Genomic DNA, 16338 nt, shown 5'->3' on the forward strand with positions numbered 1-16338 from the left:
GATCGGAAAAAAACGGGATTGGGTCCTCTGAGGAGGCTCGGACCTCCGATTCATCAAAAAGGTCGACGGCAAGGGATAACCTTTGGAACCCATGGAGTTTTAAAAGACCTTCGAACAGGTCTTTTGGGAAGGGAAAATGAGATCCTGAGATTGGAGAAGTCGTCTTGGCAGGTTCACCGTCTGGTTTGGGCATTCTTGGGACCAGAGGAGTTTCCAGGGGCCTTGGAGTCGTTTGGTGGTTTTGGAGAGGTGGTATTGGGGGTCGTTGTGTTGGAGGAGTCTTCGTTGGAGGTTGCTGGTTTGGCCGCAGTAGTAGCGTCCTGTGGTTTCGCTTTGGAGGATGTAGACCCAGAGGTTCATGAGGAAAGAGGCCAGGGGTTGGCCTGGCCTCTGCGTGAACTGGCTCCCCGAGGAGGACTCGAACCTCCAACCTAGTGGTTAACAGCCACCCGCTCTGCCGGTTGAGCTATCGGGGAGTGGGAAAACCTCTTTTCATGAGGATCGGATGAAACGGCTTTAGTTTAAAAGAATTTTTCCTTGATCGCAAGGGGGAGGAGATCAACCCTTTACCGTGATTTCATCTTCGAGATGGGGGCTTAGGCGTTTCAGGGCCTGCCTTCTCTGCCAGGCCCGAATCATCTGAACCGGTCCTGAGAAGACGTAACCGAGGATGAAAGCGAAAAGGACGATCACGGGTTCCATCACGATGACAATCATCGAAAGGACGATGAAGATGAACAGGCTAAAGGGCTTCCGGCGGGCCAGGTCGAATTCCTTGAAGCTGGCATAGCGGATGTTAGACACCATGAGGAAGGCCAAGACGTAGATCATGATGAGGATAACGATATCTTTCACCCACCCGGTCTCGATCAGTCGAAGATAGAGCAGGATCGTCAGGGCGATCATCGCGGCGGCCGCCGGGATGGGAAGGCCTTTGAAATATTTGGTCTCCCCCGAAGCGGACATGACGTTGAACCGGGCCAACCGGAGGGCACCGCAGACCACGAAGAGAAAGGCGGCCAACCATCCAAACCGACCGTAGGGACGCAAGGCCCAACTGAAGGCCAGCAGTGCCGGGGCCACGCCAAAGGAGATCACATCGGCGAGGGAGTCGTATTGAACGCCGAATTTGGTGGTGGCCCCTGAAAGCCGGGCCACCTTTCCATCAAGGGTGTCAAAGACCGCCGCAAGGAGGATGGCCACCGCGGCGTCGAAAAATCTTTCTTGAAAGACGGAGATCATCGCCCAGAACCCGCAAAAGAGGTTCCCCGTAGTAAAGAGGTTGGGAAGGATATAGATCCCCTTGCGGACCTTAAGAGGCGTTCTCCTTCTGCGCGTGGACATAGCCGATGATGGACTCCCCTCCCTTGAGATGCTGACCCACCCGGACGATGGGCTGAATCGTTAGAGGCAGAAACAGGTCCACCCTTGACCCAAACCGAATCATACCAAATATCTCTCCCTGATTCAAGTGATCGCCAGGCTTCGCATAACAGACGATCCTTCGGGCGATGAACCCAGCGATTTGGACGAGCAAGACCCTGAAGCGGCCTTCGGCCTCGATCATCAAGGCATTCCGTTCATTGAATATGGAGGCCTTGCTCCGATTTGCGGCGGAGAACTTTCCGGGCTGATAGGCGACCTGGACCACCTTCCCCGAAATCGGGGCCCGGTTCAGATGGACGTCGAAGGGCGACATAAAAATGGAGATCTTCAAGGCTTTCTCTTTAAGAAAACGGTCTTCATTGCACGCTCCCACCTCCACCACCTTTCCGTCGGCAGGTGAGAGGACAATATTCTTGAGGTTGGGGATCTTCCGCTTCGGGTTTCGGAAGAAATAGGCGATGAAGAGGGTGACCAAGAGGCCGAGAAGACCCCCTCCCGTCCACCCCAGTCCTAAGAGGAGGAGGGTCAAAAGGAGAGAAGGGATCAGGAATGGCAGCCCTTCGCGGGCAATGGGCCAACGGTTGGAAACCATTTAAGGGGTCTTCTCTTTGAGCCAACCCATCATGGCGCGCAGTTTCCTTCCCACGGTTTCGATGGGATGTTCGGCTTCCTTCCTTCTCAGGGCATTGAAGACAGGCCGGCCGACCAGATTCTCTGTGATCCACTCCTTCGCAAAGGAACCGTTCTGGACCTCGGCGAGGATGCGCCTCATCTCCCGCCTTGTCTCCTCCGTGACGATCCGTTTTCCCCTCGTCAAATCCCCATATTCGGCCGTGTCGGAGACCGAATAACGCATGTAGGAGAGGCCCCCCTCGTACATCAGGTCGACGATCAGTTTGAGTTCGTGGAGGCATTCGAAGTAGGCGATCTCCGGCTGGTAGCCTGCCTCGACCAAGGTATCGAATCCGGCCTTGATGAGCTCGCTCACCCCACCGCAAAGCACGGCCTGTTCACCGAAAAGATCCGTCTCCGTCTCCTCTTGGAAGGTCGTCTCGATGACGCCGGCCCGGGTTGCCCCCAGCCCTTTGGCGTAGGCAAGGGCCGTCCTCTTGGCCTTTTTCGTATAGTCCTGGTAGATGGCCATGAGGGAGGGGACGCCAGCTCCCCTTTCATATTCTCTTCGGACCAGATGGCCAGGCCCTTTGGGTGCGACCATGACCACATCGATTTCCCTGGGAGGGACAATTTGGCCAAAGTGTACATTGAATCCGTGGGAGAAGATCAAGGTTTTGCCCTCGCGGAGATGAGGCTTGATATCCTCTTCGTAGAGTTTGGCCTGGACATGATCCTGGGTGAGGATTTGGATCAAATCGGCTTCTTGGGCCGCCTGGGCTGCCCCGACGGGATGAAACCCGTGTCGAAGGGCCAGGTCATAATTCTCGCTTCCCTTTCGCTGGGCGACGATGACGTCGAGGCCGCTGTCGCGAAGATTCAGGGCTTGGGCATGGCCCTGACTCCCGTAGCCGATGATGGCAATCTTCTTTCCCTTCAAGTCGTTCAGGTCCGCATCCTGGTCGTAGTAGATTTTCATCGCAAGCTCCTTTGTTTCATTTTGATCCGCATCCCCGATCCCCGCGGCCCGGGTCTCTCCGAGAGGGTGGGTTCGGTGAGCGACAGGCCGGGGGGGTCAGGTGAGTTCGGTCATGATTTTACTCCCCCTTGCCATGGCCACCCGTCCTGTCCGGACCAGCTCTTTGATCCCGATGGGCTTCAGGAGGGAGAGGAGGGCGTCGATCTTCTTCTCGTCTCCCGTGACTTCGATCGTGTAGGTTTTGGATCCCACGTCGATGATCTTTCCCCGGAAGATCTCGGCGATCCTGAGGACCTCGTCGCGGGTCTTTTCGGTGGTCGAGACCTTGACGAGAACCATCTCCCTTTCCACGAATTCCTTGTCGATGAGGTCGACGACCTTGATGACCGGGATCAACTTATTGAGCTGTTTCAGGATCTGTTCGATGATCTGATCGTCCCCCCGTGTCACGATGGTCATGGTCGACACCGTCGGGTCGAGGGTCTCGGCCACGGAGAGGCTTTCGATGTTGAATCCCCTCCCGCTGAAAAGGCCGGCAATCCTCGCGAGCACACCAAATTCGTTTTCTACCAAGAGGGTGATGACGTGGCGCATCGGTTATGCCTTACGATGGAAGGCCTCCCGCCTTCATGGGTTCAGGCCCGAGGGCCTTGGCCCTCGGAGGCCGAACTCCCTTATCGGAAAGGGCCTTTCCTTCATGAATCAGACGAGCCTCATCTGGTTCAGAGGCTCCCCAGCAGGCACCATGGGGTAGACGTTCTCCTCCGGGTCGACGAGGACGTCCAGGACCACCGGCTCGGGAAGGGAGAGGGCCTTCTTCAAGGCAGGGAGGACCTCCTCGGGTTCATTCACGCGCATCCCCACGGCCCCATAGGCCTCTGCCAGTTTCACGAAATCGGGCGAAATCCCCTCGAGCGAAGAGGAGGCATACCGTTTTCCATAAAAGAACTCCTGCCATTGCCTGACCATTCCGAGATACCCGTTGTTCAGAATGACCACTTTGATGGGCAGCCGGTACTGGACCGCTGTGGCCAGTTCCTGAGAGTTCATCTGGAAACTCCCATCGCCGGAGATATTGATGACCAGTTTGTTGGGAAAGGCGATCTGGGCTCCGATGGCCGCGGGAAGGCCGAACCCCATCGTTCCGAGGCCGCCGGAGGTGAGAAAGGTCCTGGGCCTCAAGAATCTATAGAACTGGGCCGCCCACATCTGGTGTTGTCCTACCTCGGTGGTGATGATGGCCTCGCCCGAGGTGAGCTCGTCCAGCTTCTCGATCACAAATTGGGGCTTGATGATCCGGTCCTGGTGGTAATTCATCGCATAGATGGCCTTCCAGCTCTCGATCTGGCGGTGCCACTTCTGCAGACCCTCTTTAAAAACCCGGGTCTCCTCTTTCTCGAGAAGGGAGAGGATCCTGGAAAGGATATGCTTGCAGTCCCCCACAATGGGGAGGTCGACCCTCACATTTTTGCTGATGGAGGTGGGGTCGATGTCGATATGGATGATTTTGGCCTGGGGGGCGAAGGACTCGATCTTCCCCGTGACGCGGTCGTCGAACCGGGCCCCCACCGCGATGAGGAGGTCGGACTCCATGACCGCCATGTTGGCCTGGTAAGTTCCGTGCATCCCCAACATCCCGAGGGAGAGGGGGTGGTTTCCTGGAAACCCCCCAAGCCCCATGAGCGTCATGGTGACGGGGATGCCCAGTTTTTCGGCAAGCTGGAGAAGTTCCTTGGAGGCGTTGGCGGAGACGATCCCTCCACCGACGTAGAAGACGGGCCTTTTCGATTTCAGGATCATCTGGGTGGCCCTTTGAATCTGACCCGGATGGCCTTCGAGGGTCGGTCGATAGCCCCGGATATGGACCTTTTCAGGGTACTTAAACTCGGTTGTGTTCACGAGGATATCCTTGGGAAGATCGACGAGCACGGGGCCGGGACGGCCGCTTCGGGCGATGTAGAAGGCCTCCTTGAGAATACGGCTGAGGTCCTTGATCTCTTTGACGAGGTAGTTGTGTTTGGTACAGGGTCGGGTGATTCCGACGATGTCGGCCTCTTGGAAGGCGTCGTTCCCGATGAGATTGGTGGGGATCTGGCCTGTGAGGATGACCAGGGGAATCGAATCCATATAAGCGGTGACGATCCCCGTCACCGTGTTGGTGGCCCCTGGTCCGGAGGTGACCAGCACCACCCCCACCTTTCCCGAGGCCCGGGCATACCCATCCGCTGCATGGACGGCGGCTTGTTCATGCCGGACGAGGATCTGGCGGAAGGGCGCATTGAGCAGTTCGTCGAAGAGGGGAAGAACGGCCCCGCCGGGATAGTTAAAGAGGGTATCCACCCCCTCTTTTTTCAGGCATTCCACGACGATCTGAGAACCGGTCTTTTTCATGGTCTTCGTCTTGCCAGGGAGAGGGGTTTGGGATCGAAGAAGGCGTAACCTCCAAGGCCTCGGCCCCTCCCCTCGTCCGAACGTTCAGTTCATCGATATCTTCGCAGGATTTTTTCCATTTCGTCTTTGTAAGCCAGTTTCTTTTTCTTGATCATCTTGATTTCCATCTCATCCCGGGGGGTGAGAAAGGGCTTTTTCTCGAGCTCTGCCAGCTGGCTTTCGAGCTCCAGATGAGCCTGTTTAAGTCTCATGAATTCCTCGTCTTCCTTCATCAATCGCTCGATGAGCAACTCGTCTTTAGTCGTCATCCTCACCTCGTAGGGCCTGGAAACCTCAACGGGTTTATTTTTTTAACCTAATATAACGGAGGGGGTTTGTCAAATGGGGTGTTTCGCCTCCCATTTAATCTCTGCTTCGGAGGGACGGACATAGATCGGCGTGAAGGTCTCAAGGGGAAGCCTCAGACCCTGGGAGAGGAGCTGGCTACCCAACCTCGCCACGACCGAACCGCGAGGATGATGAAGCGAGGGATCGGGAAACAGGGCGAAAGAAGGAAGGCTTTCTTTCAAACGATCCCCGTAGGTGAATACCCCGTCCCCGACCAGGATGACCTTCTCGTGAATCTCCTGGGTCAGATCCTCTGGCGGGAGCGCCCGGAATTCCGTGCACCTGCGGAGCCCTTTCGTTTCCTCGCATCGGAAGAAGGCGGTATAGACCTCCCCCTTTCGTGCATCGAGGATGGGGCAGATGAGATAGGGGGTGGGGACGAGGGGTGCGGCCAACACCTCAAGGGAAGAGATGCCGATGACCGGCTTTCGAGTGGCATAGGCCAGGCCCTTGATGGTGGCCACGCCGATCCTCAGGCCTGTAAAAGAGCCTGGGCCCAGGGAGATGGCCCAAGCGTCGATCTCTTCCAAAGGGGTTCGGGTCTCCCGGAGGACGAAGGCGATGGAGGAGAGCAACCTTTCAGAATGGGTGACCGGGAGGTTACAGAGATAGTCTGCGAGGACCTCTTGGCCGTCGATCAATCCGATGCTTTCACATCGGGTAGAGGTATCGATTCCAAGCACTTTCATCTTCCTGGGTGGGATCCCCGAGGCCTCATCGAGTTTAAAAGCCGAGCCCTCCCTCCGGGGAGAGGAGGCGGATCAGATCATTGTAAAAAGCCAGAAGCATCAGGAGGATGATCAGGATGAGGCCGATATGTTGGGCGATCTCCATCTTTCGGAGGCTGATGGGTCTTCTGAGAAGGGCCTCCAGACCGAGAAAGATGAAGTGGCCTCCATCCAGGATAGGAATGGGAAAGAGATTGATCACCCCGAGATTGATGCTCAGCACGGCTGTGAAGAGGACCAGGCTCAATACGCCCCTTTTGGCCTGCTCGCCGGCCATCTGGGCAATCAAGATGGGCCCTCCGATCGTCTTCGCGGGGATGACCCTCAGGATGAGCTTGATGATCCCGGTCACGGTCAACTTGATCCCCTGATAGGTCTGGAGGACGCCCTTCCCGATGGCCTCCAGGGGATTGACCTTTTCGATCAGGACTTCTCCTGGGTGCGTGATTCCGATGACATAAGTGGAGACCTCCTCGCCGAAAAGGTTTTTTAGGGTGGAGGCCTTTGGGGTGATCCGGACTTCGAAGGTCTCGGTTTCGCGCCTCACCTTGAACGTCATCTCCTTGCCCTGACTGTTGCGAATGATTCGAGACAGATCCTCCCAGCTTTTCAGGTCTTGGCCGTCAATGGAAAGGATGAGGTCCCCTTTCTTCAAACCCGCTTGGTCCGCCGGCATTCCCGGGTTGACCTCTCCCACCTTGGGCGGGGAATAAGGAATCCCGAAGAGGTTGACCGTTGAAAAGAGGACGAGGGCGAGGAAGAAATTGAAGAAAGGTCCAGCGGCGATGATCAGGGCTCGCTTCCAGATCGGTTGGTGAGCGAAGGAACGGTTTCGAAGTTCTTCGCGGACCTCCTCCTCTGGATTTTCTCCGAGCAATTTGACGAAGCCACCCAGGGGGATGGCGGCGATCTGGTACTGGGTTTCTCCGATCTTCTTCCATAGGACCTTCGGCCCGAAGCCGAGGGAAAACGTGAGGACGCCAACGCCCAATCGTTTGGCCAAGAGAAAGTGTCCCAGCTCATGGGCGAAGACGAGCACTCCCAGGACGATGACGAAGGAGAGGAGGGTGGTTAACACGGATGCTTCCTTTCCACAAGGGACTTGGCTCTTGCGCGAGCCCATTGATCAGCTTTCAGGATATCTTCAATCGTCTGAACCGCGGTGACCTGGTGTTCCTCCATGACTTTTTGAATGATGAGAGGGATGTCGGTGAAGCGGATCGCTCCCTCGAGAAAACTATGGACGGCCACCTCATTGGCCGCATTCAAGATGGCGGGCATGGTCTCTCCGATCTCGATGGACCGGTAGGCTAACCCAAGGCAGGGGAATTTTTCAGGATCGGGATGGAAGAACGTGAGCGGTCCCACCTTCGGGAGGTCCAGCGGGGGCAGGGGAAGCTCCATACGGCCAGGGTACGATAGGGCATAGGCGATCGGGATGCGCATATCGGCAATGGCCATCTGGCAGATGATCGATCCGTCGGTATATTCGACCATGGAATGGATCACGCTTTGAGGATGGATCTGGACACTGATCCTCTCCACCGGAATGCCGAAGAGCCAGTGGGCCTCGATCACCTCCAATCCTTTGTTCATCAGGGAAGCCGAGTCGATGGTGATCTTCTTTCCCATCTCCCAATGGGGATGATGAAGGGCGTCCTTGACCGTGACCTCATGGAGTTTCGAAAGGGGAAGGTTGAGAAAGGGGCCACCCGACGCGGTCAAGATGAGCCGATGGATATCCTCCTTCCGATGGCCGAGCAAGGATTGAAAGATGGCGCTGTGTTCGCTATCGACGGGCAGGATCGTCACCTGATGTCTCTTGGCCTCTTCCATGATGAGCCTCCCTGCCATCACCAAAGGCTCTTTGTTGGCCAGGGCGATCGATTTTCGGGATTTGATGGCCGAAAGGGTGGGGATGAGTCCCACCGCGCCCACGACCGCGGAGACCACCTGGTCCACTTCAGGATGGGTGGCCACGCGGATCAATCCCTCGATGCCACAGACCACCTCGATCTCCCTGCCCGTCAGGGTCTTTTGAAATTCTTTGGCGACCTCCGGATTGAGAAGGGAGACCACTTTGGGTCGAAACTTGAGGGTCTGTTCACGGAGCAACTCGATGTTGACGCCGCCGGAGAGGCCGACGACCTCGAATCGGTCAGGGTAACGCTGAACGATGTCAAGGGTGTTGACGCCGATCGAACCTGTGGAACCGAGAATGGCCAGACGTTTCATCGGGTCTCCTTGACCAGTTGGGGGAGGAGATAATAGAAGAAGGGGGTGGCGAAAAGAAAGCTATCGATTCGATCCAGGACCCCCCCGTGCCCGGGGAAGAGTCCTCCGGAATCCTTCACCTGGGCAGAGCGTTTGAGCATCGATTCGGTCAGATCGCCCAATTGGCCCAGAATCCCCAGGCCAATGGCCATGAGGAGGGCCTTCCCCAAGGGGAGTTGGGGGAGGAAGAGAGAAACGAAAGCCCCTCCGATGGCCACGGAGCCGAGGATGGCCGAAAGAAACCCTTCGTAGGTTTTGTTCGGACTGATCCTCGGATAAAGTTTATGCCTTCCGAAGAGCGTGCCTCCGAACAGGGCACAGATGTCCCCCGCCCAGATCGCCAGGACGAGGAAGAGGACCCAGAGTTCTCCTCCGGCCCGATTCCGAATGAGGATGATATGGGAGAGGAGAAATCCCACATAGAAGATCCCCAAAAGGGTAATTCCCATCTGGGAGATGACCGTGGGGAGGTGGTTCACCGAGACGAGATAGAAGAGGCAGAGGAGAATGAGCATCGAGGCGAGGAAGAAGGGGAATCGTTCCCCCTGTCCATAGACGAAGGCGAGGGAGAAGAGGCATCCCGCTCCGATGCCCACCCACCGCTGGAGGAGCGTCATCTGGCCGAGGGCGAGTTTGTGAAACTCGAGGAGACCGACCCCGATCGTAGCAAAGACCATCAGGGCAAACAGGAGGGGGGGGCCCCAGGCGATCAAACCGATCAAGGGGGGGATGAGAAGGATGGCGGTCAAGATCTTCTTTCTTTCGATTCTTGCCTTCATGTTTCCCGGTCCATTTAAAGACCATTGATCTGTTCGCTGGTGAGGCCGAACCTCCTCTCCCTCGATTGGTAGTCTACGATCGCTTTGATGAGCTCCGTTCGATCGAAATCCGGCCAGAGGGTCTCGGTGAGGTAGATTTCGGTATAAGCGATCTGATAAAGCAGGAAGTTGGAGATCCGGGATTCCCCACTGGTCCGGATGAGGAGATCCGGGTCGGGAAGTCCTCCCGTCCAGAGATATCTTGGGAAGGAGGCGAGGTCGATCTCTTCCTCCCGGATCCTGCCATGTCGAAAATCGGAGAGGATCCGGTGAACCGCCTGGAGGATTTCGGCCCGGCCTCCATAGCTCAAGGCCAGATTGAGGACCATCCCGTCGCAGTGGCTGGTCTGCCTCATCGTTTCCTCGAGGGCGGCCCTGACATCGGAGGGGAGGTCCCCAAGCCTTCCGATGGCCGAGAGGCGGATGTTATTTTGGACCATCTCCTCCCGTTCTTTCACCAGATAATCTTTCAGGAGCCCCATCAGGGCCTCCACCTCCTCTTTGGGCCTCTTCCAGTTTTCGATGGAGAAGGCGTATAGGGTGAGGACCTGGATGCCCAGTTCCCGGCAGGTCGTGACCACCTCGCGAACGGCCTCCACCCCCTTCAGATGTCCGTTGATCCGGCTCAGATTCTTCTTTTTAGCCCACCGGCCATTTCCATCCATGATGATGGCGATGTGACGGGGCAATTTCTCTTTATCGATCTCGCCCATGCTCCAGGATTTCCCTTTTGGGTCGTTGGAAGGATCGGATTTTGACATATGGTGCTGGGGTCCGAGCGATCGGGTCGAACATGTCCTAACATATGGAGAATTATTTAAAATTACCATATCCCCGGTTGATTTTCAAATGAGGGTCTGGTCTCTGAGGGGAGGAGGTGGAGGGCGAAGAGAAAGGGAGGGAGAGCGGACTGAACCTGGGGATGAAGGCCCTCCCCCCTGTTTTTTTCTTGAAAGCGACCTATTTTTCTACGATGGCTTCCACAGGGCAGGCCTCGACACAGCTCCCGCATTCTGTGCATTTCTCTTCATTGATCACGTAGGGCTCGCCCTCTTCAATGGCATCCGCCGGACATTCATCCATGCAAGTCCCACAGGCCACGCACTCTTCGGTGATCACATATGCCACGTTTCTCACCCCCTTTTTCTCTTCTAATAATTTCCCCTTAGGGTTCTGTTCCAACCCAACCGAGCAAGGTGTGGTGGATCAAACTTCGAGGATCTCCTTTTCTTTGGCCGAAAGGGCATGATCGACCTTTTCAATCGATTTATCCGTCGCCTCTTGGACCTTGTCCATCCAATGGCGCAGCTGGTCTTGAGAGATTTTCTTGTTTTTTTCGAGGGTTTTCAGCTGGTCATTGGCCTCCCTGCGGATGTTCCGGAGAGCGACCTTCGCTCCCTCACCCATTTTCTTGACCACCTTGACCAGTTCCTTCCGACGTTCTTCGGTCAACCGGGGGATGTTGATCCGGATGATTTTGCCATCGTTGACCGGGGTCAATCCAAGCTCCGATTTGAGAATGGCCTTTTCGATTTCCCCGATCATGGACGCATCCCAGGGTTGAATGGTGATGAGCCTGGGTTCGGGAACGGAGAGGGTGGCCATTTGGTGGAGGGGCGTCGAGGTGCCATAATAGTCGACTCGGATGTCATCCAGCAGGGCCAAGGAGGCCCTTCCGGTTCGAACCTTATTCAAGTCGCTTTTGAGGGCAGCGATCGTCTTTTCCATCTTCCCTGTGGCGTCGGCGTAGATCTTCTCTTCCATGGTCTTAACCCTTGACTCTGGTCCCCACCTTCTCTCCCAGGACGACCCGCCGGATGTTGCCCTGCTCCTTGAGGTTGAAGACGATGATGGGGATCTGGTGATCCATGCAGAGGGAGATGGCGGTGGCGTCCATCACCTTCAACTGTTTTTGGAGGACCTCGAGATAGGTGAGTTCCTCAAATTTTCTGGCCCTTTGGTTCTTCATCGGATCGGTGTCGTAAACTCCGTCGACCTTCGTTGCCTTGAGAATCACATCGGCCCCGATCTCCATCGCCCGGAGCGAGGCCGTGGTATCCGTGGTAAAGTAGGGATTGCCCGTCCCTCCCGCAAAGATGACGACCCGTCCTTTCTCGAGGTGGCGGATGGCCCGACGTCGGATGAAGGGCTCGGCCAGTTGCCTCATTTCGATCGCGGTCTGAAGACGGGTCTGGACCCCGATCTTTTCCAGGGCGTCCTGGAGGGCGATTCCGTTGATGATGGTGGCGAGCATTCCCATATGGTCCGCCGAGACCCGATCAATACCTGTCGCGCTGGCCGCCACCCCCCGGAAGATGTTTCCACCTCCGATGACGATGGCGATTTCAATCCCGATGGACTGGACCTCTTGGATTTCCCGGGCGATCTGGTGAAGGGTCGACGGGTCGATGCCGAAATCGTTCTCGCCGGTTAACACCTCTCCGCTGATTTTCAAGAGGACCCTTTTATACGGGATGCTCTTCATGGTGGGCCAGAGGACCTACGATTTTGGGGTCAACCCTTCACCCAGTTGAAAACGGACGAATCGGCGGATGGTGATGTTTTCGCCCAGTTTGCCAATCATTTCATCCAGAATGTCTTTGACCGTCCGATCCGAATCCCGGATGTAAGTCTGTTCGAGGAGGCAGACCTCTGAAAAGAACCTTTCCAGTTTTCCCTCAACGATCTTATCAATGACCTTGGCAGGTTTTCCCGATTCGAGGGCCTGACTCCGGTAGATCTCCCTCTCCTTGTCCAGGACCTCGGGGGGGATTTCCTCCCGACGGATATATTGGGGGTTGGCCGCGGCGATATGCATGGCGATGTTCTTTACAAAATCTTGGAATTCGGCCGTCTTGGCCACGAAATCGGTCTCGCAGTTGATCTCGACGAGAACCCCCATCTTCCCGCCTGCATGGATGTAAGAGGCCACCAGGCCCTCCGTGGCCACCCGGCCCGCCTTTTTGGCCGCGGTCGCCAGCCCTTTCTTTCTTAAGTATTCGATGGCGGCCTCGATATTTCCGCCTGCCTGTTGAAGGGCCGCCTTACAATCCACAATGCCTGCCCCGGTCCGTTGTCTCAGATCTTTCACCAGCTCAATCGAGATCTCCATACCTCCTCATTCCTCCTCCTCTTCAACGCCTTCCTCCACTTCGATCTCCGTGGGAGGTTCTGAAACGGGTGGCGCCTCTTTTGTGTCGGGCCCTTCGCCGCTTTGGAGTTGTTTTTCGTAAAGTTGCCTCCCCTCGATCACGGCCTCCGCCATCTTTGATGCGAAGAGCTGGATGGCGCGAATGGCATCGTCATTGCCCGGAATCACATAGTCGACATCGTCTGGATCGCAGTTGGTGTCGACGATGCCCACCGAAGGGATACCGACCTTGCGGGCCTCACGGACCGCGATCTTCTCTTTTTTGGGATCGACGACGAAGATCGCTCCAGGAAGACGGTTCATATTCTTAATGCCGCCCAGGGACTTTTCCAATCGGGCCTTCTCCTTTTCTATGCCGAGGATCTCTTTTTTGGGGAGGAGATTGTAGATCTCCTCGTTTTTCATCGCTTCGAGTTTCTGGAGACGTTCGATCGACCGCTTGATGGTTTGGAAGTTCGTCAGCATTCCGCCTAACCATCGATGGTTGACGTAGAACATCCCACACCGTTTGGCCTGTTCGGCAATGGTCTCCTGCGCCTGTTTCTTCGTGCCGACGAAGAGGATGTGCTCGCCTCGGGCGGCCACATCCCGGATGAACTGATAGGCCTCTTTGAAGAGCTGGACCGTCTTCTGGAGATCGATGATATAGATTCCGTTCCTCGCGCCGAAGATATAGGGTTTCATCTTCGGATCCCAACGTTTGGTTTCGTGGCCGAAGTGGACCCCTGCCTCCAGAAGCTCCTTCATCGTTACGGTTGACATTGAACCCTCCGTTTTCTTTCCATTCTTCCTCCTCGATGGGTCATAAGTCAAATAGATTTTTTGTTAACACATGCTCTCCCTTTTTTCAAGGGAAAAAAGGCGCAAACCGCCCCGATCTATTTGGGAGAGGAGACCCAAAATAACTCATTGAAATCATAAATGAATTAGGCCATCTTTTGGCTTTCAGGGCAAAGGCGCCCCTCCGGCTCTTTTTTATCCGAAGATTTGATCTAAGTCAATGAGGACAGGTGGCCTATAGATTATTTTAGGGGTGAAGGAGGAGAAAATTATGAAATGTCCCGGACAGGATATGAGATTTTGGAAGCCGGAGGATATCTTTGAAGTACAGTGTCTCAGGTGTGGAAGGGCGGTCGAGTTCTTCAAAGATGATGTGAAGCGCAAATGCCGTTGTGGAGAGGAGATCGTAAATCCCAGGCTGGATTTCGGTTGCGCCCAGTGGTGCGAGTACGGGGAGCAATGCCTCGGCGTCATGCCTAAAGAACTGGAGGATTTGAAAAAGGAGTTGGAGAAAGGACGGTTTAAAGAGAAATTTGCTCAGGCGATGAAGCGATACTTCGGGAAAGACCTTAAACGGATTGCTCACGCTCAGAAGGTGGCCCGGTTTGCAGAAGAAATGGCAAAGAAAGAAGGGGCGAACCCCCTGGTGGTCTTGGGGAGTGCCTATCTTCACGAGGTCGGAATTTATGAAGCCGAAAGGAAGCACGCATCCCTTACGTCAGAAGGCCCCCCGATCGTAAAAGATCTCTTAAAACGGATGAACCTCAAAGAGGAGGTCATCGAGGAGATCTGTGACATCATTGCTCATCTCAGCCAACCAAGACCGGTTGAGACCCTGAACTTTCAGATCCTTTATGAGGCCAACTGGCTGGTCAAAATCGAGGAAGAAGGGCTTGGACACGATAAAGGAAAACTCGAAACGTTGATTGAAAAGGTTTTCCAAACTGATTCGGGAAAGGCCTTGGCGATAGCCCTTTATTTACAGGCTCCTTGATCGCTTCGATCGGGTCCTCCAAATCGGTGAACCGATCATAGAGCGTGGTTGGGGGTCTCGTTTTTGATTGGCCATCCGCATCGATCCGGTTAAGCCAAATGTCTTGACAAGGCCGAGGAGAATTTAGCACAATTTCATCACTCCAAGGATGCCCCCTATCCGTCGAGGGCCCACGTAGCTCAACGGCAGAGCTGCTGATTTGTAATCAGCGGGTTGGCGGTTCAAATCCGTCCGTGGGCTCCAATGATTTCAATAGGTTACCCTTTTCTACACCACCTCCTGCTTAGCAAACCCTTCTAATTTTGGGCTTCTCCTGATCCTATTTAGCGTATCCACTCCCCCCGACTTTCAGGATGATGATGCACCTACCCGGAGTCATATTTGGAGCCCTGTTTCCCAACAGTGTTTGGGAAATAAAAGGGAAGGTTTTGGGCGAGGGGGCATGCGATTGCGGGATTTTAAAACCTTCTTGAATCAGACCAATGAAAGGAAGCTGCGGGAGAGCTTACCGCCGGTTTGGGGGCAGGGCTCGATTCTTCCCCTCTGAGCCCAGAGGGATATCGAGACCTGCCCACGATTACCTTCATTTCTTCGCTTTGGCCCTCAGTTCGGCCGCCTTTTCTTTGATTTCGGTCAGGCTCTGTTGCATCTTGCTCCAGCCATACCAGAGGGCGTAGTCCGGGTTGGCATGGAAGGTTCCCTGGAAGGTTCTCATCCGGTGCTCGAGGAACATGACGAAGAGTTTCTGTTCGATGACGGTCGGGGCATCATGGAAGGTGAGAAGATCGGGGAAGGGATGGGCATAGTTTTTGGGTTTCTGCAGGATTCCCTCCTTATAGAGGTCGGCCACGGTCCGGATCGCCTCGGCCAAGAGACGATCCGCATCCCTGATCATCTGATCTCCCTTTTCCAGTTCGGCCTTTGCGAAATTGGCGGAATGGCATTTGTTGCAGGCCTTAAGCATCTTGTCCCGTTCTTTCTGCCAGGCCTCCTGGGTCAACCGGGCGACGTCGGCCGCCTTTACGACCTCAAGCCTGGCCGTCGGTTTTCCCTCGGGATCGAGGACGCCGAGACCCTGAAGGATGGTGGCGCGGTCCGCGGCCCACTGTTTGTCCTCCGGCATGGGTAATCGCACTGCCAAAAATCCCCAGGCGGTCCTGACCTCATGATTCCCATCCTGCATATGGCAGGTCTGGCAGGTTGGGGCTGAGGCCGTCGGGGGAAGGGTCTTATTCTGTTTCAAGAGATACCGCACCCCGTGCTTAGAACTGGAGTACATCTCCCACTGGGGATGGTCAAAACCCATGTGGCAGGTCTGACAGGCCTGGGGCTGTCTGGCTTCCACGACGGAAAAGGTGTGCCGGGTATGACAGGCATCGCAGGAGGCCACCCCGAATCCCGCTCCGTTCTTTTTGAGCTCTTTGATCTCGGCTTCGCTCTTGATTCCGATCTTATGGCAACCGCCGCAGCCCTTCATCCCCTCCATCAACGCCATGGGTTGCCAGTGGGCGGTGGGCATGGCCTTCATGGCGGCCCAGGCTGCAGCATGTTTTCCGGCCCTGAATTCCTTAACCCGTTTGGCGTGACAGGTGGCACAGGTATCGGGGGTGGGGATCTTGGCCTTGGCCACGTCTTTCGATGTCTTGTGATCGCTTCCATGGCAAACGGTGCAATCGACCTTGTTTTTGCTGTGCTTGCTCAGCTGCCAGTCGTTGACAATCCCCGGGGTCACCTTTTTGTGGCACTCCACACAGACCTGAGCAAAAGCGGCGGTGGCAAAAAGAACACCAAGGAGCGAGACGAAGATTGTTCTGACCATCCTATTTCCCCCTTTCCAT

General features: G+C 55.6%; 19 protein-coding genes and 2 tRNA genes. 2 read left to right on the forward strand and 19 right to left on the reverse strand.

Annotated elements, in window-relative coordinates; translation table 11 throughout:
* Positions 1 to 99: 99 nt before the first annotated feature.
* The 18 genes from N3G78_04640 to rpsB all read right to left on the reverse strand — a co-directional run bounded on the left by N3G78_04640 (position 100) and on the right by rpsB (position 13488).
* Positions 100 to 360 carry a GIY-YIG nuclease family protein gene (locus N3G78_04640; GenBank protein MCX8117207.1) on the reverse strand — a complete coding sequence of 87 codons (261 nt, stop codon included), beginning with the start codon at positions 358 to 360 and terminating at the stop codon, positions 100 to 102.
* A gap of 40 nt (positions 361 to 400) precedes the next feature.
* A tRNA-Asn gene (locus N3G78_04645) sits at positions 401 to 476 on the reverse strand.
* Between the two features lie 82 nt (positions 477 to 558).
* A complete protein-coding gene (pssA, locus tag N3G78_04650; protein MCX8117208.1) occupies positions 559 to 1344 on the reverse strand; it encodes a CDP-diacylglycerol--serine O-phosphatidyltransferase in 786 nt (261 codons plus the stop codon).
* Positions 1313 to 1978, reverse strand: a complete 666-nt coding sequence (locus tag N3G78_04655) for a phosphatidylserine decarboxylase family protein (GenBank protein MCX8117209.1) — start codon at positions 1976 to 1978, stop codon at positions 1313 to 1315. The genes pssA and N3G78_04655 overlap by 32 nt, the downstream gene beginning before the upstream one ends.
* Positions 1979 to 2977: a ketol-acid reductoisomerase gene (gene ilvC, locus N3G78_04660; protein ID MCX8117210.1), complete on the reverse strand. Its 999-nt coding sequence runs from the start codon at positions 2975 to 2977 to the stop codon at positions 1979 to 1981.
* A gap of 96 nt (positions 2978 to 3073) precedes the next feature.
* The gene (gene ilvN / locus N3G78_04665) at positions 3074 to 3571 is read right to left on the reverse strand and encodes an acetolactate synthase small subunit (GenBank protein ID MCX8117211.1); all 498 of its coding nucleotides are present in this window, start codon (positions 3569 to 3571) and stop codon (positions 3074 to 3076) included.
* Between the two features lie 108 nt (positions 3572 to 3679).
* Positions 3680 to 5368, reverse strand: coding sequence for a biosynthetic-type acetolactate synthase large subunit (gene ilvB, locus N3G78_04670; protein ID MCX8117212.1), 1689 nt, complete (start codon positions 5366 to 5368; stop codon positions 3680 to 3682).
* Between the two features lie 89 nt (positions 5369 to 5457).
* Positions 5458 to 5676: a DUF465 domain-containing protein gene (locus N3G78_04675; GenBank protein ID MCX8117213.1), complete on the reverse strand. Its 219-nt coding sequence runs from the start codon at positions 5674 to 5676 to the stop codon at positions 5458 to 5460.
* A gap of 69 nt (positions 5677 to 5745) precedes the next feature.
* A complete protein-coding gene (gene tsaB, locus N3G78_04680; protein MCX8117214.1) occupies positions 5746 to 6444 on the reverse strand; it encodes a tRNA (adenosine(37)-N6)-threonylcarbamoyltransferase complex dimerization subunit type 1 TsaB in 699 nt (232 codons plus the stop codon).
* 34 nt (positions 6445 to 6478) lie between these two features.
* Complete coding sequence (gene rseP / locus N3G78_04685; protein ID MCX8117215.1) at positions 6479 to 7561, reverse strand: RIP metalloprotease RseP; 1083 nt, start codon at positions 7559 to 7561, stop codon at positions 6479 to 6481.
* Positions 7555 to 8718 carry a 1-deoxy-D-xylulose-5-phosphate reductoisomerase gene (locus tag N3G78_04690; GenBank protein MCX8117216.1) on the reverse strand — a complete coding sequence of 388 codons (1164 nt, stop codon included), beginning with the start codon at positions 8716 to 8718 and terminating at the stop codon, positions 7555 to 7557. The genes rseP and N3G78_04690 overlap by 7 nt, the downstream gene beginning before the upstream one ends.
* Complete coding sequence (locus N3G78_04695; protein MCX8117217.1) at positions 8715 to 9536, reverse strand: phosphatidate cytidylyltransferase; 822 nt, start codon at positions 9534 to 9536, stop codon at positions 8715 to 8717. The genes N3G78_04690 and N3G78_04695 overlap by 4 nt, the downstream gene beginning before the upstream one ends.
* Positions 9537 to 9550: 14 nt before the next feature.
* A complete protein-coding gene (locus N3G78_04700) occupies positions 9551 to 10288 on the reverse strand; it encodes an isoprenyl transferase (protein MCX8117218.1) in 738 nt (245 codons plus the stop codon).
* A gap of 247 nt (positions 10289 to 10535) precedes the next feature.
* The gene (locus N3G78_04705) at positions 10536 to 10703 is read right to left on the reverse strand and encodes a 4Fe-4S binding protein (GenBank protein MCX8117219.1); all 168 of its coding nucleotides are present in this window, start codon (positions 10701 to 10703) and stop codon (positions 10536 to 10538) included.
* Positions 10704 to 10781: 78 nt separating this feature from the next.
* On the reverse strand, positions 10782 to 11339 hold the full coding sequence (frr, locus tag N3G78_04710) for a ribosome recycling factor (protein ID MCX8117220.1): 558 nt from the start codon (positions 11337 to 11339) through the stop codon (positions 10782 to 10784).
* A gap of 4 nt (positions 11340 to 11343) precedes the next feature.
* The gene (gene pyrH, locus N3G78_04715; protein MCX8117221.1) at positions 11344 to 12060 is read right to left on the reverse strand and encodes a UMP kinase; all 717 of its coding nucleotides are present in this window, start codon (positions 12058 to 12060) and stop codon (positions 11344 to 11346) included.
* Positions 12061 to 12075: 15 nt separating this feature from the next.
* Positions 12076 to 12687, reverse strand: coding sequence for a translation elongation factor Ts (gene tsf / locus N3G78_04720; GenBank protein ID MCX8117222.1), 612 nt, complete (start codon positions 12685 to 12687; stop codon positions 12076 to 12078).
* Positions 12688 to 12693: 6 nt separating this feature from the next.
* Positions 12694 to 13488, reverse strand: coding sequence for a 30S ribosomal protein S2 (rpsB, locus tag N3G78_04725; GenBank protein ID MCX8117223.1), 795 nt, complete (start codon positions 13486 to 13488; stop codon positions 12694 to 12696).
* Positions 13489 to 13798: 310 nt separating this feature from the next.
* On the opposite strand from rpsB, the gene N3G78_04730 reads away from it, so the two are divergent.
* A complete protein-coding gene (locus N3G78_04730) occupies positions 13799 to 14500 on the forward strand; it encodes an HD domain-containing protein (protein MCX8117224.1) in 702 nt (233 codons plus the stop codon).
* A gap of 168 nt (positions 14501 to 14668) precedes the next feature.
* Positions 14669 to 14743: transfer RNA gene (locus tag N3G78_04735), tRNA-Thr, on the forward strand.
* Positions 14744 to 15083: 340 nt separating this feature from the next.
* Here N3G78_04735 and N3G78_04740 read toward each other — a convergent pair.
* A complete protein-coding gene (locus N3G78_04740; GenBank protein ID MCX8117225.1) occupies positions 15084 to 16319 on the reverse strand; it encodes a cytochrome C in 1236 nt (411 codons plus the stop codon).
* Between the last annotated feature and the right edge of the window lie 19 nt (positions 16320 to 16338).

It is taken from the genome of Thermodesulfobacteriota bacterium (assembly GCA_026415035.1).
GTDB lineage: Bacteria > Desulfobacterota > BSN033 > BSN033 > UBA1163 > RBG-16-49-23.